At 55.8% G+C, this 22,257-nt stretch carries 18 protein-coding genes and 2 pseudogenes; 17 read left to right on the top strand and 3 right to left on the bottom strand.

Going from position 1 to position 22,257, the window contains the following annotated elements:
* Positions 1–839: 839 nt before the first annotated feature.
* Both EYC79_RS16100 and EYC79_RS16095 read left to right on the top strand, forming a co-directional pair.
* On the top strand, positions 840–1,109 hold the full coding sequence (locus EYC79_RS16100) for a hypothetical protein (RefSeq protein WP_207773925.1): 270 nt from the start codon (positions 840–842) through the stop codon (positions 1,107–1,109).
* Between the two features lie 359 nt (positions 1,110–1,468).
* On the top strand, positions 1,469–1,660 hold the full coding sequence (locus tag EYC79_RS16095; protein ID WP_113267364.1) for a CsbD family protein: 192 nt from the start codon (positions 1,469–1,471) through the stop codon (positions 1,658–1,660).
* A gap of 300 nt (positions 1,661–1,960) precedes the next feature.
* Here EYC79_RS16095 and EYC79_RS16090 read toward each other — a convergent pair whose 3' ends face one another.
* Complete coding sequence (locus tag EYC79_RS16090; RefSeq protein ID WP_116493426.1) at positions 1,961–2,860, bottom strand: hypothetical protein; 900 nt, start codon at positions 2,858–2,860, stop codon at positions 1,961–1,963.
* Positions 2,861–3,750: 890 nt separating this feature from the next.
* Here EYC79_RS16090 and EYC79_RS16085 point away from each other — a divergent pair.
* From EYC79_RS16085 to EYC79_RS16055, 7 genes and pseudogenes are all read left to right on the top strand, one after another.
* Positions 3,751–5,544, top strand: a complete 1,794-nt coding sequence (locus tag EYC79_RS16085; RefSeq protein WP_116493425.1) for a YbhB/YbcL family Raf kinase inhibitor-like protein — start codon at positions 3,751–3,753, stop codon at positions 5,542–5,544.
* Between the two features lie 30 nt (positions 5,545–5,574).
* Entirely contained in the window at positions 5,575–6,675 is a 1,101-nt protein-coding gene (locus tag EYC79_RS16080) for an alpha/beta hydrolase (protein WP_205654410.1), read from the top strand.
* A gap of 17 nt (positions 6,676–6,692) precedes the next feature.
* Positions 6,693–7,244 (top strand): DUF4142 domain-containing protein, encoded by a 552-nt coding sequence (locus tag EYC79_RS16075; protein ID WP_113226161.1) that lies wholly within the window; start codon positions 6,693–6,695, stop codon positions 7,242–7,244.
* Between the two features lie 198 nt (positions 7,245–7,442).
* Positions 7,443–7,602, top strand: a pseudogene (locus EYC79_RS23835) (DNA polymerase ligase N-terminal domain-containing protein); the annotation flags it as partial.
* A gap of 382 nt (positions 7,603–7,984) precedes the next feature.
* Entirely contained in the window at positions 7,985–9,838 is a 1,854-nt protein-coding gene (locus tag EYC79_RS16065; RefSeq protein WP_130978629.1) for an ABC transporter ATP-binding protein, read from the top strand.
* A gap of 628 nt (positions 9,839–10,466) precedes the next feature.
* A pseudogene (locus tag EYC79_RS16060) lies at positions 10,467–11,450 on the top strand (phosphotransferase enzyme family protein).
* Between the two features lie 102 nt (positions 11,451–11,552).
* The gene (locus EYC79_RS16055) at positions 11,553–12,338 is read left to right on the top strand and encodes an SDR family NAD(P)-dependent oxidoreductase (protein WP_116493420.1); all 786 of its coding nucleotides are present in this window, start codon (positions 11,553–11,555) and stop codon (positions 12,336–12,338) included.
* A 793-nt stretch (positions 12,339–13,131) separates the two neighbouring features.
* Here EYC79_RS16055 and EYC79_RS16050 read toward each other — a convergent pair.
* Both EYC79_RS16050 and EYC79_RS16045 read right to left on the bottom strand, forming a co-directional pair.
* Positions 13,132–13,329, bottom strand: a complete 198-nt coding sequence (locus EYC79_RS16050; RefSeq protein ID WP_130978628.1) for a hypothetical protein — start codon at positions 13,327–13,329, stop codon at positions 13,132–13,134.
* Between the two features lie 136 nt (positions 13,330–13,465).
* Positions 13,466–14,578 carry an ABC transporter ATP-binding protein gene (locus EYC79_RS16045; RefSeq protein ID WP_418123030.1) on the bottom strand — a complete coding sequence of 371 codons (1,113 nt, stop codon included), beginning with the start codon at positions 14,576–14,578 and terminating at the stop codon, positions 13,466–13,468.
* On the opposite strand from EYC79_RS16045, the gene EYC79_RS16040 reads away from it, so the two are divergent.
* From EYC79_RS16040 to EYC79_RS16005, 8 genes are all read left to right on the top strand, one after another.
* Positions 14,568–15,317, top strand: a complete 750-nt coding sequence (locus EYC79_RS16040) for a GntR family transcriptional regulator (protein WP_207773920.1) — start codon at positions 14,568–14,570, stop codon at positions 15,315–15,317. The genes EYC79_RS16045 and EYC79_RS16040 overlap by 11 nt on opposite strands.
* A 50-nt stretch (positions 15,318–15,367) precedes the next feature.
* Complete coding sequence (locus EYC79_RS16035; RefSeq protein ID WP_321191256.1) at positions 15,368–16,294, top strand: alpha/beta hydrolase; 927 nt, start codon at positions 15,368–15,370, stop codon at positions 16,292–16,294.
* Positions 16,295–16,321: 27 nt separating this feature from the next.
* Entirely contained in the window at positions 16,322–17,521 is a 1,200-nt protein-coding gene (locus tag EYC79_RS16030) for an ABC transporter substrate-binding protein (protein ID WP_165457053.1), read from the top strand.
* Between the two features lie 66 nt (positions 17,522–17,587).
* Entirely contained in the window at positions 17,588–18,511 is a 924-nt protein-coding gene (locus tag EYC79_RS16025) for a carbohydrate ABC transporter permease (RefSeq protein ID WP_111851089.1), read from the top strand.
* Positions 18,508–19,341, top strand: a complete 834-nt coding sequence (locus EYC79_RS16020) for a carbohydrate ABC transporter permease (protein WP_116493415.1) — start codon at positions 18,508–18,510, stop codon at positions 19,339–19,341. The genes EYC79_RS16025 and EYC79_RS16020 overlap by 4 nt, the downstream gene beginning before the upstream one ends.
* A 57-nt stretch (positions 19,342–19,398) precedes the next feature.
* Complete coding sequence (locus EYC79_RS16015) at positions 19,399–20,280, top strand: sugar phosphate isomerase/epimerase family protein (protein ID WP_116493414.1); 882 nt, start codon at positions 19,399–19,401, stop codon at positions 20,278–20,280.
* Positions 20,277–21,272, top strand: a complete 996-nt coding sequence (locus EYC79_RS16010) for a Gfo/Idh/MocA family protein (protein ID WP_130978627.1) — start codon at positions 20,277–20,279, stop codon at positions 21,270–21,272. Before EYC79_RS16015 ends, EYC79_RS16010 begins: the two co-directional genes overlap by 4 nt.
* A 140-nt stretch (positions 21,273–21,412) precedes the next feature.
* The gene (locus EYC79_RS16005) at positions 21,413–21,838 is read left to right on the top strand and encodes a GlcG/HbpS family heme-binding protein (protein WP_062597900.1); all 426 of its coding nucleotides are present in this window, start codon (positions 21,413–21,415) and stop codon (positions 21,836–21,838) included.
* The last annotated feature ends 419 nt before the right edge of the window (positions 21,839–22,257 follow it).

The following is a 22,257-nucleotide window of genomic DNA, read 5'->3' as shown; positions in this document are numbered from 1 at the left end:
GGTGAGCAGCCAATAGCGCGATCATCGTTGCAACCTAGGGTCGTGTCGGGAATCATGAAATCGAGGCTTAGGAAATGATCGCGCCATTTCCTAAGTTTTGACGCGCGTTGTGGATCGCGTCGACGATGAGTTCGATACCGTAGGAGTTTCGAAGAATGCGGCGTAGGGGATGGCCACCTTTGAAGGAGGCAGTGTTTCCAGCTAGGAGACAAGCTCGGGTCTTGGCCTAGGCTTCTGTGCTTCGGAAAGGATGTTGGTATCGAGGATGATGTAGTCGGATCCCATTGCCGTCACTCCTGTGAACCGTCCGACCGATTGATCGGAACCGATTGTAACGTTACGTTGGAGTGGCTGGTAAATCCCTTCCCGATTCCCGGCGCAATTAAGGAGCTAGGATCTATGGAAGATGTTCACGCATGGACGTCCGCGCGGGCGAAAGCCAACTTCGACCAGCTTCTCGAAGCCGCGAAAACTCAAGGGCCTCAATCCATTAGGGACGAGAGTGGAAGTTTCACTCTCCGCTATTCAGGCACAAAGTCCCACGAACGCGTCACGGATTTCCTAATCAGGGGTCTTCCGGAAGACTGATTTCGGTAAGGACTCGTTAATTATGGCCTGGGACGTTAATCCTAGGCGCCAAAATTAGCACACCAACGCTCCCATACCTGGCCTCGCGAGGTCTCAGTTGTCAGGGGAGAAACATCTGCAATCCAGACCCATCATCGGGCTATCCCTCTTCATGGAAAAGAACCTGCCGTTGTCTGGATAATGCGATCGTCCCCGCCGCCCAATCTCGAGTTGGCGTCGCAGCTCGAACATAACGAAGGAAACCTATCTCCGTGAAATCCCCGACGGCATTCGAGGAGGCGCTGGCGCAGCTCAACGATGGGCATCAGGAAGGAGACTTCAACGGTCGCCGCTGGGGCGCGACCGTCCACCGATCGAAAGATGGCCGACGGGTATGGCTGCTCGCCGAACAACTTGGCGGACGTGAGATCGTGTCATTCAATCTATATCGTACCAATGATTCCGGCTCTGTTCTTATGCCGTGCGAGATGTCTTCGGAAAAAGTCGTGGAGTTCGTTCTCCATTTTCGGCCCGACGCATAGGAGCGTGAACGAAAGCCGTTCGATCGACGCTTCGTCGCGAAGAAGTGAGGCCTTGGCAGGAAACGAAAAGGATAAGAATTGTGAAGCAGTCTCGTTCGCGTTCGATCACATGGCGGTCGCGCGCTTCCGGAAGACTTTTCCGAATGCCCACTGAAGCGACGCCTTGCAGTCATAGACGGTGGGTGCTTTCAGCACGCGCGCAGTTCTTTCCTTTTGAGGTCATTGCGCTCGACTGACACACGATCGCACAGGGGACCATCCGCCAAAGCGAGGCCATGACCAAATCACTGAGGAACAATGACGCGCCTTAACCCGTTGTTTTAGCGATCGAGCAATCAAGCTCAAGAAGGAGAATGATGATGGGTAGCACCATGGACAAAGTAAAAGGCAAGGCCAACGAAGTTGCTGGTGAGGCGCGCCAGTCCCTAGGCGATGCCACTGACAACCGCGAGATGGAAGCCAAAGGCGCGGCTCAGGAAGCTAAGGGCCATGCACAGCAGGCTAAGGGCGACGCGAAGGAAAAAGTGAAAGACGCCGTCGACCGCGCGTAATGGATCACAAATCCGCCAAAAGCCCCGAATTGAGTTCGGGGCTTTTTTTGGTCCACGCAGATTAAGATCGAAGTCAGGCATCGCTTTTCCGTGGTATTGGAAAGCTTGATCGAAGGTGACTTCTCCGTTTGGAACCAATCCTCCGTCGTACGCCAGCCAGCGCTGTCGACCGCCTTCCCGCCTCCATTCTTCCTCTCAGTGGCGTGTGCCGTGTTTGGTTACCTTTAAGGCGCGTAACGGCCGCGGAATGTTGGGGGGAAAGGGCGCCCGTAGGCACCCCAAAGCAAATGCTCAGCCGTCTTAGCGCCGCAGGAGCAAGTCTTCTTCCTCGTCGCGTTGCCGACCGCCCAAGGCTGCGGCTACAGATGCGATGAATGCTCCGACTAGAAGAGAAACCGCACCCACAAGAGCGGTCGTCGCCGCCGCCTTACGCGCGGTATCGGCAGCTTCCTGAGCCTTCACCTTCGCGGCTTCAATCTGCCCAAGCACTGTGTCAACACGAGCGCGCGCGTCCTGCTCGTTCAAACCTGTTCGGGCGGCTACGATACTTGCGACATAGGTGCGGTCGGGTTCGGCCACTTCGCCAGCAGCGGCGCCTTGCAGCAGAATACGTGACACCTCGGACGCCGCTGCGGCGTTATCGGTGCGTGCTTCCGCCGTTACTCGTTCAGGCCGCAGAAGCATGTCGGTGAAATACGACGTCGACAGGTCAGATTCACCAGATGAACCGGCGGACGACGCAGCTCCGGCGATTGTCGCTGTCGAAGCGGCAGATCCAACAGCGGATGCTCCGGCTCCAGCAAGGGACGTTAGCGACGAGGCAAGGAAACCCATGACCAGTATGGTAGCGAGAGCCCAGCTTAGAAAGCCGTGTGCGGTGTCCCTGAAAAACACTTCATCAGTGTGAACCGCGGCCCACTTTGTCCGCAGTCGCCCAGTGAGGTATCCGCCGAGTGCCGACGACAACCATTGAACAACGATCAGCCAGATCGCAGCAGTAACGCCGACGGTGGCAGCCGAGCTACTCTCGCCAGACCATGGAGAAACCATGGTGAGACCGAACCCGGAGCCTAGGAGCAGCAGAATGAGAGTGATGCCGGTTGCCGCCACCGCGCCACCGATGATCGGACCCCAGGCCATTGCAGTTTGTGAGGATTCAACGGGTGTCACGCCCGTGTTGCTGGTTAAAGACATCACCATTCCTATCGTAAAAAGATAGCGAGGAGGATGATGATTGGAAGCGGAACACCCAGCATCCAGAGTAATATGCCACGGCCCATCGGAAGTCTCCTTTTGAGATTGTTGAGTAGAGACCTTCAAACTATCTCTATGTTTATTAGTTCCTCCGAAAATTCCAAGAAGCCTTTGGTCCTACTGCGGTTTTTTACCGGCAATTCGTCGCAAGGCGGGCGAGAGGTGCGGACTTGGGCATTTAGGTCAGAGCAAAGCCCTACCGCCCGGATTTCAGGCTTTTCATCCCGTGGCATGACGACCAGCATGTTGCCGGACAGTGGCTTTTGAATGTGACGCGCCTTGTTCCAGGGAGTCGTCATCCAGTAGGACGGCGTGACGTGTCGTGGCTACTTTATACAGATCGCACATCGCCCGCCCCTATTTCCACATGCCGCGCATTCGTGCGTCGACGTCAATGCGGATTTGCTAGGCACTGCGTTCAGAAGTTGCAGCCGAAAGCTGCGGCCAGGTCATTGGTTCGAAGCATTGCAGCACCGTCGCCGGAAAGAACCGGGAGCGGGACGCGTGAACATGCCGATCCTCCCGAGAGTTCTCACCGTGAGTAAAGAATCGCAGCGGCGTGAGGAGCGCCATTCCTGCGCTTTGGCCGAATGAGTGGTCGACAGGGCGAGATAGTCCTCGTCGAGTGGCGGCGCGCCGGCCTTGTCGCTTATGTCATCCCGCGGGCCGAGCGTTATTGCTCTCAAGAGTGCCCAACTCGATAAGTTTGCCCAGCCGCGTTCATTAACTTGTCTCGGGTCCGCTGTGCAGCTTGATGCCATCGATAAGCAACATCTCCAATGGGAACTTAAAATACTTGCGCTTGTTCGGCTCCCTAACATCCTGAGGAGTATCAAATGAGACGTTGCGTTGACTTGGCTGCATCAGTTGCAGTGGCACTTTTTACTTGTACCGCTGCATACGCGCAGCAAGGTGATGGTACGGAAGTTCAGATCACCACCAACGTGTTCAAGCCTAATAAAGTCGCGCCGACAAGCGAGCGGATAGGGCAGTTGAAGGCACCGGACGGCTTTTCCGTACAGCCCTTCGCGCAGGGTCTCGGCAATAGCCGCATCATTGCGGTTTCCGACAAGGGATTTGTTTACGTCAGCCGCCGAGAAGAAGGCGATGTGCTTCTTCTCAAAGATGAAGACGGCGATGGAAAGGCGGATCGGGCGCCGATCCAGGTTCTCTCCCGCGCCCAGGCGCACGGATTGGCAATCAAGGACGACAAGCTCTACCTCGTGACGGTGAAGGAGGTGTTTGTCGCCGACATCAAGACGGACGGTACACTCGGCGAACCTGAGATGATTATCGGCGATCTGCCGGATTCAGGCCAGCATCCAAACCGCGTCCTCGCTTTCGGACCCGACGGCATGCTTTACATCAGCGTCGGCTCAACCTGTAACGCGTGCAACGAGAGCAATCCGGAAAACGCGACGATCATTCGTGCAACGCCTGACGGGAAGAGCCGCACCATCTTTGCGTCGGGATTGCGCAACACGATAGGTTACGATTGGCAGCCGACGACCGGGGAACTCTGGGGCCTCGATCATGGTATCGACCTGATGGGCGACGAGGTTCAGGCTGAAGAACTCAACAAGATCGAACGGGGCAAGCAGTACGGTTGGCCACATGTCTACGGTGCAGGTGACATCTATCCGCAGTCGACGCCTGTTGGCGGTGTGACCAAGGAACAATGGCGCGACCAGAGCCAGCCAATGGTGATCGGATACACGGCACATGCCGCTCCGATGCAGATGAAATTCTATCACGGTTCTTCGTTTCCGGTGGAGTTTGCAGGCGATGCGTTTGCGACCATGCGCGGATCGTGGAACCGCAACCCTGCTTCGGGTTATGAAATCGTCCGCATTCACTTCGAAAACGGCCAGCCCAAAAGCATTGAACCCTTCCTGACAGGCTTCTTGACGGACGGCGGAAAGACGCATTTCGCCCGTCCGGTGGGTCTTGCCGTCGCCAAAGACGGTTCGCTGCTGATGGCGGATGACGCCAATGGCGTGATCTATCGAGTTGCCTATAACGGCGATGCCAAAAAAGCCTGGTCAGCGGCCACAGCTCCCGCAGATGTGATGGTAGCCCAGGCGAAAAAAGGCGCAGATGTGCTGTTGTCCTTGGCTCGACCCGAGACAGAGACACAAGGAAAAATCACAGTCTCTACCGAGGCGTTCTCGAACAACCAGGCGATCCCAGCGAAGTACAGCGAATATGCAGATGGCGTTTCGCCCGCTCTGAAATGGAGCGTGGTGCCGAAGGCCGCGTCCTACGCTATTGTCATGGAAGATCCGGACTCTTCGCCTCTCAAGCCGTTCGTTCATTGGTTGGCTTGGAACATCCCGGCTACAGTCACGACGCTCCCAGAGGGTCTGCAGGAACAGCTTCGCCTTGTAGAACCGGAGGGTGTTTTGCAGGGTCGTAACACATCGGGAACGCACGGCTATTTCGGGCCAAAGCCGCCTCCTGGCGAAAAGCCGCACCGCTATCACATTCAGGTCGTCGCACTCGACTCCATGATCGATCTGCCCCCGACATCTGACCGCGACGCGCTCTTGTCTGCGATATCCGGCCACGTGATCGCGAAGGGTGAAATCGTCGGTACGTATCAGCAGAAGATCGAGCCACCCAAGCAATAACGACCGAATCCCAGCTTTAAAGGAAACAACATGCGCGTTTTACAATCTGCAATTGGCACCGCTGGTCTGACGGTCATACTATTGTCGTCTCCTGCAACGGTCTGGGCCCAACAGCCCGCTCCAGCACCCGCCGAAACTGCTCGACAGCCACAGCAGGCTGAACAGGCAAAACCTGATGCTCAGATGCAGGCCGTTCTCGATGCTTTGAAAGGGCTTGATGCCAAACCCTTTTCGGGACTGACTGTGCCAGAGGCCCGAACGCAGGCAAGCGCTGCCGACGCCGCACGCACGGTGCAGAGGGACAAGAAGATCTCGCCGATGCCGGAAGCGGGCGTCGCAACGAAAGACATTGCCATACCAACTGCAGCGGGAGCGTTGCCAGCTCGCGTCTACACTCCGGAAGGGAAGGGACCGTTCCCGGTCATCCTGTATTTCCATGGCGGTGGATGGGTTGTCGCCGATATTAACACATATGATGCGACGCCAAGAGCTCTTGCCCTAGGTTCAAAAGCCATCGTCGTATCCGCCGACTACCATCACGCACCGGAAAGCAAATTTCCGGCTCAGCATGATGACGCTTGGGCTGCCTATACCTGGACTGTTGAAAACGTCCACGCGCTGAATGGGGATGCCAAGCGGATCGCGGTTGCAGGCGAGAGCGCCGGCGCAAATCTGGCGGCGAATGTCGCGCTGATGGCAAAGGCAAAGAAAACGACGATGCCCGTTCACCAGTTGCTGGTTTACCCCATTGCTGGCAACGACATGAACACCCCGTCCTACCAAGAAAACGCCAACGCGGCGCCGCTCGGCAACGCGGATATGGAGTGGTTCGTTTCGCACGTCTTCAAGTCAAAAGATGAAACCGCGGATCCGCGGATCAATCTTGTCGGTCGCAACGACCTTGAAGGACTGCCGCCTGCGACTGTCATTACCGCACAGATCGATCCGCTGCGTTCCGAAGGCCAAGCCTATGCTGAAAAACTCAAGGCTGCGGGCGTGACGGTGAATGCGCGGAACTACGACGGCGTAACCCACGAATTCTTTGGAATGGCCAAGGTGGTGGACAAGGCCAAAGACGCGGTCGATGCGGCCAATGCCGATCTCATCAAAGCGTTCTCCAAAGCAAAGTGACCGCCTCAGAAAGGGCTATGAAGATGAATCTCTCGAACCTATCCTACGTGGCGCTATCCGTCGCTCTGCTGGCACAGCCTCTTTTGGCTGAGGAGCTGACGCCCAAGCCTGCTGGAGATGCCGCGCCCATGATGGTTGTGGATCGATCAACCTTCGTCAGCGTCGTCTCGAGCGCGAACGAATTCGAGATCAAATCCAGTGAACTGGCTTTGCAGAATGCGTCATCGGGGGACCTCAAGGGAGCGGCGAAGATGATCATCGCCGATCATCAGAAAGCCGGCGAGAAGCTGAAGGGCATACTCGATAAAAAGGAAGCGCCACTGCCGTCCCCAATCGTCCTTTCGCCCAAGCACCAGAAGATGCTCGATCAGTTGCAGGCCGCGAAGGGCAAGGATTTCGATACGCTCTACCTTGATATGCAGGTACAAGCGCATCTCGAGGCGATCGCACTGTTTCGGACCTATGCAGGCTCCGGCGACGACCAGACCGTCGTTGGCTTTGCGAAGGAAACATTGCCAAGCCTGGAGACGCATCTGTCGCATGTGAAGATGGTTGTCGCCAAGCAGTAGGCCGTTTTGGTCGCGTCTGCTTTCGGATCTCTGTGGCTTTTTGCCTTCGGCGGTTTTGGCGAACCGTTCGAAGGTATTTTTCTGGAAACTAATGCCGCGCCAGAGGGGTTTACGCTCAGCGGGAGTGAGACGCGGGAGAGACCTCTGCCGAGCACTGGGTGATGCCGCGACATCGTTGCTGAGTACGGAGTTGATGCCTTGACAGACAATCTGACCAAGTACCGATCCAAACGCGATTTCAAGCAGACGCGAGCCAAGCGGAGAGATCGAGGTCAATGCGTCTAACCGCTGCCGCTTCGTCATCCAGAAGCATGATGCGGCCCGACTTCATTACGATCTCCGGATCGAGCTCGATGGCTAGAAGCACAAAAACGTATAGCGAAGTTCTCTGATAAGCGGTCCGCCGCAGCACATGGTGAGCCGTGACATGTCCCAGATGACCTTGTTGCATCGTTCGAATTGCTTTGATCATGTCTGACGAAAATGATCATAGAAGGCGAGGTTCCATCGAAAGAGCAGCTCAAGAGCCGGCTATTTGGCGTCGAGTAAGTGTTCTTACAGTCGGTGACCACGGCTTTGAGGTTAATCAATGTCATTTGCTGGCGCGAGGCAGCCCAATTGCCCTTCCTGCCTTGATTTCCGGTTGAGGTCGTCACCGCAAGATGTTTTGTTCTAGAATAATATGTTTTGTTCTAGAAGTTGAATCCTCGCCCTCCGTTCCAACCAGAGTTCGAGCGACCATGTCAATTTCAGATGCAATCTACCGCCCATTTGAAAAGCTGATTGAGCCACTGGAGATACCTTGCCGGCCGCTACCGTCCAGCGGACCAGTGGCGGTCCTCCTGCATTTCATATCCATGTTCCGTGGGGTATTGATCGGCCTGGCACTTTCCGCCATGGCCATGGAGGCCATCAATCTGTCCATCGTCTGGGGACTTACGGTCGTCGTTGACGGTGTTAGTCAACATGGTGCAAGTGCATTCCTCCAGAGCGAGTGGCCACTTCTCGCTTTTCTTGCTTTCCTGATATTTCCGGCAATGCCTATCGCGTCGTTCCTGCTCAACACGCTCCAGTCGCATACGCTTGGCATCGGCATGCCCGCCGCGATCCAATGGCAGGGCCACAAGGCGGTTGAGCGTCAGGATCTCGCTTTCTTCCACGACCTTTTCGCCGGTCAAGTCGCCTCGCGACTGCAGCAGGTAGCATCCGCCGTCCAGCAACAGATCATAGCTGCGTTCCAGACCATCCCCCGTTTCATGCTGCAGATGGTTGGCTCTGTCATCCTCCTCAGTTCGCTGTCATGGCAACTCGCGCTCCCGGTTGTCATCTGGATAGGTCTCAATATCGCATACGCGGTGAGGATCGTCCCCATCTTTGCCGAAAGCGCTCGTCGGACTGCCAAGCAGCGGAGCCTCTTGGCAGGTGCTATTACCGACCTCTACACCAACATGCAGATGATTAAGCAGTTCGCTGCCGAAGATAGCGAGGCCGGTGCGATCCGCCGCGCCATTCTGAAGACTGTGAAGACACAGCAGAGAGAACAACGCGTCTACCGCACCTCGGAAGCGACGGTGGTCATTCTCAACACGCTGCTCTGGGTAAGCATGCTGGCGATCGGTTTTTCTGGTCTCCTCAAGGGCTTTCTTACAGTTGGCGAATTCGTCGGCGCGGTCTACATTCTCCAGCGCCTGTCGGCACAAATCTTCACCTTTCTGCAAGTGGGCCAGCAGGTCTTCCAGGCGATTGGCACCATCAAGGACGCCATGCCCGTCATGACGACGCCGCCGACCATCACAGATCGGTCGGATGCCACCGATCTCCAGGTTGAAGCAGGCGAGATACGGTTCGAGAATGTCAGCTTCGCCTACAAGTCCGGTAAATCGGTGATAAACTCGTTGTCACTCATGGTCAGGCCCGGCGAGAAGGTAGGCCTCGTTGGGCTTTCGGGGGCAGGCAAGACGACACTCGCAAGCCTTCTCCTGCGCTTCTACGATGTGAGGGACGGCGCAATCCTCGTGGACGGGCAGAATATCCGCGCCGTCACGCAGACGAGCCTCCGGGGTGCGATCGGCGTCATAGCCCAGGATGTCGCTCTGCTCCACCGCTCTATCGGCGACAACATTCGGTATGGCCGGCCGGATGCGACGCAGGAGGAGATCGAGAGCGTGGCGAAGATGGCAAGTGCAGATGGCTTCATCGCCGATCTTACCGACGGCGAGGGCCGGAAGGGGTATGATGCTTTCGTCGGTGATCGCGGCATCAAGCTGTCGGGTGGCCAGCGCCAGCGTGTGGCCATTGCCCGTGTGCTTCTGAAGGATGCGCCGATTTTGGTGTTGGACGAAGCGACATCGGCGCTCGATAGTGAATCCGAGGCCGCTATTCAGGAAAAGCTGAACCTTGCCATGGAGGGTAAAACGGTCATTGCCATCGCACACCGCCTCTCCACGATTGCGCGGATGGACCGGATCGTTGTGCTCGACCAGGGACGTATTGTGGAAGAAGGCAAGCCAGAGGAGTTGATCGAGGGCGAGGGGCTGTTTGCTAGCCTATGGAGGCGCCAGACGGGCGGTTTCATTCCCGAGCAACTCACATAGTCCCAGAAACGTCTGTGCGTTTACGACACGCGTGTAATCGACTGGTCCGATCTTCAAGTCAGGCCCGGCTCGCAGGCGTATGACTGCACCGGCGCACCTCATATCTCCCAACCGTAAAATTTGCAGTCGCAGGAATTTCACAGGCCGTTTCACTGATAGGGAGTTCCAATCATGCTACCGATTGTGTTTGATTTGCCGATTTGAGTGAGTGGAAAGCTAGAGGGTGGACAACAGAGAGAAAGTAGCGCTGGCGGCGCTTGCTCGTATGGTAGATCAATATCTCGAGAAACGACCTGACGGCATGATAGATAATTATGCCATGTCCGCTGGGGAGAATGCGTTCGAGGCACTATACGCGTACGGGTATATGGAGGATGCTGGCATGCGTTTCGCCCGTTGGACGGAGCTGGGTGAGGCACTCCTTGCATGGTCCCATTTTCCAAATGGAAATCCATTTCCAGCCCCGATCAGAGGAGATGGCGGCAAGGCATCCCGAAGATAAGGACGCATACTGCGCAATAAAGGACCCGGCGTGTGATTTGATTATCGACGCCGCCAAGCAACGGACTTGGGCAATTGGAACAGGTCATGAAAGCGATAGGTTTTACAATCCGACGGCGACACCTAGATGACTGACTTTGATCCGATCTATTCGATGGTGAGCGCTAAAGCCATTAAGGGCTTGATTGAAAGCAACTACGCCTTGGCGGGCTTAGCATCTTGACGCTTGCTCCAGCGCGGCCTGAACGATGTGTACTTAGTCAGCTCGACTAGCGGCGAGCGTTATGTGTTTCGGCTGTCCCACCACCGCGTACGAGGGCCAGCAGATGTGAAGAGTGAGACGGATTTCCTGATCCACGTCTCCAAGCTTGGCGTGCCGGTCGCAACGCCAATCCCAACCATCGGGTGCGAACTCTTCCTACAAGTCCATGCTCCAGAGGGGCGAAGAGAAGGCGTGCTTTTTCAGGCTGTAGACGGGCGGGAGCCCCATGCAGGCGACGTCGGCGATGCTCATGCAAATGGAAGAACTCTCGCTCTTCTCCACAACGCTGCCGATACATACATTCCGAATGCGCCGCTGTACAAGCTCGACTTGGAACATCTGTTGTATCGACCGCTTGCGCGAATTCGTAGCAGCGGCGTCATAGAAGACCCCTCTGTACTTGACGAGCTTGAACAGATCGCCGAACGGACCGGCGCTGCAATTAAGCTTTCCGCTAATCTCTCGTGGACCTATTGCCATGGAGACTGTCACGGCTTCAATTCGAAAATCACTGAAGCTGGAGAAGCTGTTTTCTTTGATTTCGATGACGGAGGTCCAGGATATTTGGCTTACGACCTAGCTGTCTTTCTATGGGCGCAGGTTTCTTTCGGTCGGGAGACAACACGAGCTTGGACATCATTTTTGGCCGGCTATCGGTTGATAAGACCGATCACTTCAGATGATTTCGAAGCTGCTCTGCGGTTTGTTGTCGTCCGCCACGTCTGGCTCATGGGAGAGCATGCAAGCCGGGTCGACGAGTGGGGCAGCAACAACGTCCGCTGGATTTCCCGCGGGTTGGGTTTTGTTAGAGCATGGAAGAGCGAGTACTTGATGGGCCGTTTGTTTTAGGCATCCAAGATCTGCATCCGCTTGTTCCGCAAGATAAACTTATTGTCCTTCGACAGATGTTCATGCTGTCCAACTGACGTCTCAGGAAACAGGAGACTGCCTATGGTGCAAATATCGCCGCCGAAACGATATCCTGAGATGAGAGAAAAAATTGCTCTTGTAACTGGCGGCAGCACCGGAATCGGGCTGGCGACGGCGCAAGCGTTCGCTCGCGAAGGTGCGGCTGTGATCATTGCGGGCCGCAACGAGAAGAGAGCTAAGCAGGCTCTGACGACGTTTTCTCAAGATAGTCGTGTGAGCTGGATCGAGTGTGACGTAACGAGTGGCCGCGATGTCGACAGGCTTATTTCTTCAGCTTTGAGAGAGCACGGAAAAATTGACTACGCTTTCAACAATGCTGGCAGTGGTGGTAAAATGTCTCCGATTGCGAGCATGAGTGAAGATGCGTGGGGAAAGACGATCAATGGGTATCTCACCTCGGTCTTCCTCTGCATGCGTTATCAGTTGCCGCCAATGCTCGAGGCTGGGCGCGGTGTCATCGTAAACAACTCTTCAGTCGATGGCCTTCGAGGTTATCCCCTGCCTGGCGGTGCCGCTTATTCGGCAGCTAAGCACGGGGTTTTGGGCTTAACACGAAGTGCGGCACTGGAACACGCGAAGGACGGAGTTCGAATTACCGCAATCTGCCCCGGTTGGATTGGCACGCCGCCAGTCGAAAATTTCATTAGGAAAAACGAGCGAGTTGGTGCTCAGATCGTAGGGCAAGAGCCAATCGGCCGACTTGGGACTCCAATTGAAGTCGCAAACGGCGTCCTATGGCTTTGCTCTGACGCCGCTTCGTTCATGCTTGGGAGCCCCCTTGTTCTCGACGGCGGTTACATGGCCTAGTTCTGAGACTTCAGAGGTATCCTGGGCTTCGCGCCGACCGAGATGAATTGTTGAAGTTCGGGTTATCAGTGCTTCAATTTGCGGCAGTGGCAGATTCCGGAACGCCATCGAGTTCTCGCAGCAACGGGTTGAGCAAAAAAAGAGTGTAGTTGATGTCAAAGGCTGACGTGCCCTACTTCAGCCAGCGGGAGGCCGCGAACTGACTTTGCCTAGTTCGACTGACCGAAAAAACATAAACGCGGCTCAGGCGCTCTGCGTTATCTCTTCTGCCTCTACCGGTCCATTTCGCCGAGCCACCCGGACGCTAAGTCTACAAGCACTTTCGGGCCACCGCGATCCGGAATGCAGGCGTCGCTGGTTTTATTGAAGCCAAGTCACTCCTGTCGTCGCCGAAGAGGATGTTACGTTCGACATGAAGGATCCCGGTCCGCTGGCAGAGTTCTCCATCCGCGTCGGAGAACGTCTCGCCGTCAGTTCGAAAATGCTTTCTCAGCTCTTCCACGAAGAACGCGACTTATCCTTCTAAGGAGGCAGCAGTCGCATTCGCTTGTCGGCGTACAGCCGCTGCGACGGCTCTCTTGTTCGCTGCAGTCAACACTTCGGCCAGCGTCAATTTCGCGGACGCCAAGCGCTTCTTGATGAGAGTGGCGTCTTTTGTATCGATACGGGCGTCGATCTCCATCCTCTTGAGGATTTCTTGGCCTCTGCAGCGACCAGGGCTTTGACCACGGGGAAAGATGCCCGCGCCGCGAAGCACGTCCTCCGAACCTTTCAGGGTCTTCGAGAATCCCATCTAGGCCGATAGCTCGGTGTCAGGCAGACTGCACCGAGCCTTAAGGGAGGTTTTCGCTTCCGCTCCAGGTAGGATTTCGGTCAGCTTCTCTATCTCAACCGCCATCGCTAAAAGACGGCAGGTCATCTGCCGCTGCAGATCGGTTATCCGCTTGACCGCCAGTGAGAGCGCCTGCGCTTTTGGATCGATGTCTGCCAATGGAGTGTCCCTGTTTGGGACGTTCATACGACATCGCTCTTCTAACGCCGGCAATCGGATCGCTAAAATGCGAGCGATTGTGGAAAGCTTTGGCTACGGCGGTAAGCTCGGCATGTGGTTTCTTCGGCTGGCGCTTTCACACCGGCGTAATTCTCCGGCCCGTCGTCGGATCGAAAAGATGGAGGCTTTCGGTCCGCGCTCGAAAATGTAACGTCTCACCAACGTTCAAGTCGCTCGTTCGAGGAAACTCCGCGCAGAGCATCTTCGAGTGACCGATCTCCACATAGCCATACGTCTGACTGCCCAAGCGCTCTGCAACAAGCAATTCTCCGGTTACCCAGGCGTCTTCCTCAGAACACTGTATAAGATCTTCCGGCCTAATGCCGACCACGATCTGACTGTCAAGCCCGCCGTAACCAAACGTCTCATCAAGCTGGATCGACTTTTTGAGTAACGTAAGTAGGCCATACGTAAGGCTTGCGGGAAGGGTGTTCATAGTTGGGCTACCGATGAAGCGCGCGACGAAGAGGCTTGCTGGTCTATGATACAAATCTAGAGGCTTGCCGATTTGTTCGATGACGCCGGCGTTCATCACAACGATGCGGTCCGCTAGTGTCATCGCCTCCACCTGATCGTGGGTAACGTAAATGGTGGTTGCCCTCATGCGATGATGGAGCTTAGCAATCTCAAGCCGCATCTCGACACGAAGTGCGGCGTCGAGATTGGACAACGGCTCGTCGAAGAGGAATGCGGCCGGTTCACGCACTATCGCTCGACCCATGGCGACACGTTGACGTTGGCCACCGGAAAGCTGAGCTGGTCTACGGTCGAGATATTCTGTAATCTTGAGGATGTCAGCCGCGTGGGAAACGCGGCTCTGGATTTCCTCGTCTTTGCTGCCACGCATCTTCAGGCCGAAAGACATATTGTCTCTCACGCTCATGTGTGGATAAAGCGCGTAGTCCTGAAAAACCATCGCGATGTTGCGTTCTGCAGGCGGGAGAAGATTCACTGTGCGTCCTTCAATCTGCAGCTCCCCGCCGGAAATTTCCTCCAGTCCGGCAATCATTCGAAGAAGGGTGGATTTTCCGCATCCGGACGGGCCAACCAAGACAAGAAATTCGCCGCTCTCGATGTCAATATCGATGTCGTGGATGACTTTTAGACTGCCATAAGACTTCTGGATTCCCCTCAGCGCAATTTCAGCCACGTTTTCCTCCCGGGTAGCAACTTCGTGCTTGACGATCATTATCGATGTCAATATCGATAATGATAAGTTCATCGAGACGCAACAGCTCAGGCATATTTGGATGACATATTTTCCACCCCGGCAAACCGCCACGAAATCCCTGAAATCCAGCGCAGCGTTTGCTTCGCTAAAGCGCGACATCATGCTCGGCGTGCTTGAACCAGGAACGGGGCTGACCGAGCTGGATCTTGCGACCCACTTCCAATGTAGCCAAGGCACTGTGCGCGAAGCTCTATTGCAGCTGCAGGAAGAGGGTCTTGTGCTTCGAAAGGGCCGCCGAGGAACTCAGGTTTCCGAATGCACCGCGGACGAAGCGATCGAAATGTTCAGGCTACGGCAGCAGATCGAGGGGAGTGGTATTGCGCGGATGATGCGTGCGCCGAGCCGGACTCTGATCAAAGATCTAGAAGACTTGTTGAGCAAAATGTTGGCTGCGGCCGACGCTGCCGACGAACTCGAGCTTGCAGCCATCGACCGGGATTTTCATCGTCGCATTTTCGAAGATGCCGATCTGCCGGCCCTTGATCCAATTCTTCATCGCTGTCTGGTTCATAATCATCGTTTCAAGATTTCGCGTAGTCCGATGTCAAGGGATTTGAAGGCGACAGCGCTGCGCCACCGCAGCATCATCGAGTCCATCGAAGGCGGTGATGCGCGGCGGGCGACCGCCTCGATGCATCATCACATTGCTACGATTGTTGATTTCGGTCCTGAGGTATTTCCGGAGAGCGTTCAGTGAGCGCCGCTCACACAGTCTCTGGTGCGTTGTCGGCAGAGAGTGTTGCTCTGATGGCAAGGACGCTGGCTGAACTTGGTCCGTTGCCAGATCCAACAACGTTGACGCCCGAACAGGGGAGGGCTCAGTCGGCGTTCGCGAGCGCGCGTTGCAATCTCAATTTGCCGCCGATGCACAGCGTTTCGGAAGTCTGGATCGATGCGGATCTCGATCTTGGTTCTGACCGCTGTCGCTTGAAAATCCTAGTGCCGAAAGGTGCTGGGCACGGTGCGATCCTGTTCATACATGGCGGAGGCTTTGCGTTCTGCTCTCCGGAAACGCACGAGCGTTGTGCGCGAACCCTTGCGATTGAAAGCGGAATGCCTGTTGTGTTGCCGGACTATCGGCTGGCGCCCGAATGTCCGTTCCCCGCAGGTCTGAAGGACGTGGTCTCGGCACTTCGGCACGTTTTTAGCGCAACATCTGCCTCGGGTGTCACGCGTGGCCCGTTGCTGGTGGCTGGCGACTCCGCCGGTGCCAATCTTGCATTGGCAGCCATGTTGCACGAAGAGGCGGCTGGACGCCCCCTGCCGGACGGCGGACTGCTCTTTTACGGAAACTATGCACGGTCTTTCGAGACGCCATCCTACGTCCACTTCAGCGAAGGGCCTGGACTGACTCGCGGTAAGATGCAGCGTTATTGGGACTTCTATGCCGGGGGGCAGAACATCGAAGGTGACCCTTTGGCATGTCCGCTTGTCGCAACTGAAGAGCAACTGGCGGCAATGCCGCCGCTGTATTTGATGGCTGCGGAGGTCGACCCTCTGCTGTCGGACACGCTTCTGCTTAGTGAACGTCTCAAGGCGCTCGGTCGCAGCGACGAGTTGTCGATTACCCCAGGCGTGATGCACGGCTTCTTACAAAATACATCCGAACTGTCTGCCGCGCGGGAGGCGTTGGCAGCAGCGGGGAATGCAGCGAGGCGGCAGGCTGGCCGCTGAAAACAAATCAATCTGGAGGAGGAAAGCATGAAATTTCTGAAAACAATGGCGCTCAGCGTCGCACTGGCGGCGTCGGCAGCGCTGTCCCAGGCAAAAGCGGAAACGGTCCGGTTTTGGTACCACTTCGACAATCCAGCCAACCCGATGGCTGACTTGGTAAAGAAATTCGAAGCGGCTAATCCGGGCATCACAATTCAAGCCGAGAACGTGCCGTGGAACAGCTATTACGACAACCTCTACACCTCACTCGTGGGAGGTAATGCACCGGACGCTGCGATGGTGAAGCTTTTTGCTCAACCGCGCCTCGTTGAAATGGGTGCGCTCGAGCCGATCGGCAATATGATTGACGCCTGGAAAGGCAAGGCCGATCTACTCGATAACGTCCTCGAACTGAACAAGGGGCCTGACGGTACTCAATATTACCTGCCGGTCCAATATGTCGTTCTCTATCTGTATTATCGCACGGATCTCTTTCAAGCCGCAGGTCTGCAGCCGCCCAAGACCTGCGAGGAGTTCAGGAATGCCGCTATCAAATTGACAAGGGCGCCCGACACCTATGGGTTTGGCCTACGGGGCGGCAAAGGCGGATGGGATCAGTGGGGCGCGTTTGTATTTTCTCAAGGAGCCGAACTGAAGCCAGACGGTCTTGTTAAGCCAGAAGCCATCGCTGCCAATCAGTGGGTAGTCGACCTGTTCCAGAAGGACAAGGTAATACCACCATCCGCTCCGAATGACGGGTTCCAGGAAATCATTGCTGCTTTTAAATCCGGGAAAACGGCGATGACGATCCATCACATTGGCTCGTCCAAGGATCTGGTCGCGGCGCTTGGAGACAAGGTTTCAGCAGTGCCGGTACCAAAGTGCGGTAACGGTCAGTGGACATCCTACGGAGACGAGTCCCTCGCGATCTTCTCGAATTCATCCGTGAAGGACGCTGCATGGAAGTGGATTTCGTTTCTCGCCGAGGGCGAGAATAACGTCGCTTTCAATGGTGCAACCGGCCAAATGACGGTTACCAAGAGCGGTTCGGCGAATTGGAAGCTTCATGAACGCCGTTTCGTCGACGCTACGATCCAATCCCTTCCTTTTGCGAAAGTGCTGCCGCAAACGTCGGCTGTCTCCGAATTCGTCAACAGCGCTTGGCAGACGAATATGCAGCAGGCGCTCACAGGGCAGATCAATTCGCAGCAGATGATGGAGCAGCTTCAAACGCTGTTTGCTCAGTAACACTTGCCATCTGTGTGCCCCGACGTCTGCGTCGGGGCCTTCCTCAAGGCTTGAAACGGACGCAGTATGTCTCTGTCAGCAACATCTTCCCCTAGGCGCCGCGCGACTTTCGACTGGCGCTCGGAACGGCTTCTTCCATATGTCCTGCTTGCGCCTGCATTTGTCGTAACGCTGGTCATTGTCTTCATGCCGATGGTGCAGGCGGTTTGGACGAGTTTCTACGATCTCATCCTCTTTAAACCGAACGCCAGCAAGTTTGTCGGTTTCGGAAACTATGTGAAGCTCTTTAACGATCCCGTTTTCTGGGCCGCACTCTGGAACACCCTGTTATGGATCGGTCTGACCGTGCCACTTCAGATGGGGCTCGGCCTTCTTACGGCTTTGCTGTTGAACCGGGAGTTTCCCTGGCGTGGTCTAGCGCGAGCGCTGATCATTATTCCCTGGGCTCTGCCCAGCGTGGTGATCGCTCTGATGTGGCGTTGGATTTATGATCCCAATACAGGTGTGCTGAACGACATCCTTATCTATCTGTCGGTCGTGCAAGCGGCAGTGCCATGGCTCGCCGATCCAAAGGTTGCGATCTATGCGATCATAGCTACGTTGACATGGCAAGGCTTCCCCTTCTTCGCGGTCATGATTTTGGCAGGGCTGCAGGGCATTCCGAAGAGCCAGTACGAGGCTGCGTCCATCGACGGGGCGTCATCCTGGAGGCAGTTCCTTCACATAACGTTGCCGGGCATTGCACCAGTTCTTGCGACCGCAGGACTACTGCGCGTGATCTGGGTCGCCAATTCGATGGACGTCATCTTCGTGATGACAGGAGGTGGACCCGGCTATGCGACTTATACGCTCCCGCTCTATGCGTTCATAAAAGCGCGCCAGAACCTCGACTTCGGATACGGCACCTCAATCGCCGTTACATTCACCATCCTTCTCGGAGCGTTCGTGGTTCTCTACCTCGCCCGTACCATGCGCGAGGTTGAGAGATGACGCAGAAAAACACGCTTCGCCGGATCGTCACAACAGATTTGCCTGTTCTTGCGATCGTCCTGTTCGCCATGGCACCGTTCGTGTGGATGATACTGACGTCACTCACGCCAACTGCCGCCCTCTCCGCCACTGGCGTCTCCCTCTCGCCCATGGGTTGGCGGATTGACAACTATGTCCGATTGATCGAGCAGACTTCGTTTTTGAAAAACATGCTGGACAGCCTTATCATTGCTGGCGGCACGGTTGTGGTCGGCTTGATTGTCTCGGTTACCGCTGCCTATGCGTTCTCGCGTTTCCGCTTCCCTGGACGGAAACTCCTGATGATGCAGTTCTTGCTGATCAACATGTTCCCGATGGTCCTGCTGATCCTGCCGCTCTTCATTCTGATGCGCCGGATTGGAATTCTCGACACTCATATCGGGCTCATTCTTGCCAACGCAACAGTCGCTATTCCATTCGCCGTTTGGATGCTGACAAGCTACATCGCTGCAATCCCGAAAAGTCTAGATGAGGCGGCAATGACTGATGGCTGTTCGCGATTAACGGCTCTGCGAAAGGTCGTGCTGCCACTGACGATGCCGGGAATTATCTCGACCGGGATCTACATCTTCATCACCGCCTGGAATGAATATCTCTACGCGTTGACGCTGGGGGGCAGAAATGTCCGTCCTGTGACTGTCGCGATCCAGACGCTGATTGGCGAGTATCAGATCGAATGGGGATTGCTTGCTGCAGGTGCTGTGGTCGGTGCCATGCCTGCAACTATCCTCTTCCTGCTCGTTCAGCGTCGATTGGTTGGCGGTCTGACACAAGGCGCCGTGAAGGGCTGATGTTGACCCCAAATCCGCAAGCTACTCAATATCTACGCAGTAAAAAAGGAGGCAAACATGAACCCTATCGGGCTGATTTCCATGCAGTATGCCCGCCCGTTCACGGCCGAGCATTTCCCATTATTCTTAAAGATGCGCGAGCATGGCTATGACTTTGTTGAACTTCTTGTTCCTGAGCTCGGTGAACTCGACATCAAGGCCACCAAAAGCGCTCTTGATGATGCCAGGCTGGGCGTCGTTCTCGCCGCACGTGTGAATCTGCAGAGGAACTTGTCCTCTGCTGACAACGACGCCCATCGTGCGGGCATCGATTACCTGAAATACACGGTGGATTGCGCCGCCGGTCTTGGCGCGACGGTCGTCGGGGGGCCCCTGACGGGAAACCCCCTCGTATTTGCGGGTCGTCCACCGCAGCCCGTGGAAGAGTCTGAGCGCCTTGCTCGAAAAGACCGGTGTGTCAAAGGGCTGAAGGAAGCGGGAGACTACGCGCAGAATGCTGGCATTGTTCTGGCGGTTGAGCCCCTCAACCGTTTCGAGAGCGACGTGCTTTGTACGACGCAGCAGGCGATGGAACTGCTTGATGCCGTTGATCATCCGGCTGTGAAGCTCATGCTGGACACCTTCCATATGCACATGGAAGAAAGTTCGCTATCAGAGGCCATCCGGCTCGCAGGGGATCGCCTTGTCCATTTTCAGGCGAACGAGAACCATCGCGGCTTCCCCGGCACTGGCCTGACGGACTGGGTCGAAGTTTGCCGCGCCCTCCATGAGGTTGGCTACGAGGGGCCGATTTCCCTCGAACCGTTTCGTCGTACCGATGACCGTTTCGGCGTTCCGTTCGCCCAGTGGCGGGCGCCCCACGAAGACGAGAGCGATCGCCTGTCGGCATCGAGTGCATTCATGAAATCTCACCTCCTGCTTACGGAATATCGTCGATGACTACAAAAATCGGTTGGATCGGTTGCGGCATTCACGCAACCCAGATGCTGCTTCCGCAGCTTGTTCGCCATGACGTCGAACTCGTCGCGCTTTGCGATATAGATGGCGCGCGACTGAGAGACGCCGGTCGTCAGTTCGGAGTGACCAATCTTGTCAGTGACGTTGCGGATCTGTTGAAGACGCCGGGCCTCGATGCGGTTGGAATGGCGGTTGGCCCTGACCAGCACTTGGCCTTCGGAAAGATGGCTCTCGAGCGGGGCTTGCCTGTTTTCATGGAAAAGCCGCCGTCGGGTAGTGCGGCAGGTGCTCGTGAACTTCTGGCCGCGTCGGAAAAGGCCAAGAAACCGCTCCTTCTGGGCTTCATGAAACGTTACTCAATCGGTAATCGCATGGCGGCCAATATCGTCAAGTCCGGTCGTTTCGGCGATGTCCTGGGATTGACCGGTTATTATATGACCGCACCGGGATATTTCGTTGGCAATGTCGACTATACCGGCTTCTTTCTCCACCATTGCGTTCATTATATGGATCTCGTGTCCTTCCTGGTTTCCCCAGTCCGCTCGATTTCTGCCCGTAAAGTCGAGAAGACGCCGGGACGCGTGCTCTTCCACGTCGGCTTCGAATTCGAATGCGGGGCCATCGGGAATGTTGCGATGGGCACCATCCAATCACGCGGCACGCCGGTTGAGCGCATAGAGCTCATGGGCGATCACCAGCGGATCGAAGTGGACGACGTCATCGACATCAAATGGCATCGTAACCCGCCATTCAAGATCGACGATCTCGGCGCAACACTGAACGATGATTGCGACACGCTGACATGGAAACCGAATTTTACGGCAGCGGCCAATGAGGATCCCAAAGGGTACCATTCCCTGCTTGCAGATGTGGTCCCCGCCCTCGCTGGAGCAAGTACTCCTGCGCCAACGATCGCCGAGGGAGTCATTGCGATGGAGCGTCTGGAAACGCTCCGCCGTGAACTTGCGCTTTGATGCCCGAACGAGTCGCCCCGAAGATTGGGGCGATCTCGTTCAATAGTAATCATTACGTCGAGTAACAGGCTATTGCGCGCAGTCGATCTTTCGAATGTGGTGCTTTGCTTGAGTTCATAAAAACAGGGAGGATACAGCAAGTGTTGGTCATCAAGCGCTTGGATATAGAGGATGCGCGTAGCTTGATTGCAGGCGCGCGAGCGAAAGCGACGGAAATTGGCGTGCCAATGTGCATCGCTGTGGTCGATGAATCCGGTCAGTTGATCGCGTTTGAACGGATGGATGGGGGTAAGATAACCAGCACCATCATTGCGCAAGACAAAGCGTACACGGCTGCGGGCGCCAAGCGGACGACCGAGAGTTACGGCACGGCAAGCCTTCCAGGTAATCCCGCCTACGGCATCAACTCTGCGATCGGTGGGCGCCTTATGGTCGTCGGCGGTGGCTTGCCAGTGATCGTTGATGGCGAGGTCGTCGGAGGAATTGGCCTGAGTTCTGGTACGCCGGCGCAGGATGTTGAATGTGCTCAAGCCGGAATTGATTACTTTCAAGCTTCCAGAAACTAAGCTCGTGATAGGTCAAATTGCCGCTGGAGATGGTTGCCTAGGCATGGGCGCATCTTCAGAAGATTTCCACGTTTCCGAAGTTTCTTCGCTGGTTTGAGCGAACTTTCTCTCCAAATGATGAAGCGAGGGGAGTGGATCACGGCCTCGCGCTTCAATCATTTCCGCACGGAGCTTTTGGTGACGCGTCAATACTACTGGCACACCACTTCTTCTTGAATGGTTTTGGACGTTCCAGGTACGTGTGCGGCAGATATGGGAAGCATCCCATGTCTGGTTGTACAACGGCGAGTTGATTATCGACATCGTTGCCGATCTGTTTTAGTCGGTTACCTATGCCTTCCGTATGAACAATTTGTCCGACCTGAGAGATAGGTGACGTTTTGTACCGGAGACATGGGTAACACTTTTCGCTTTGCGGG

It is taken from the genome of Agrobacterium cavarae, assembly GCF_004310285.1.
GTDB lineage: Bacteria > Pseudomonadota > Alphaproteobacteria > Rhizobiales > Rhizobiaceae > Agrobacterium > Agrobacterium cavarae.
The sequence above is the reverse complement of the archived record's forward strand: the minus strand, read 5'-3'. Positions and strand labels throughout refer to the sequence as shown.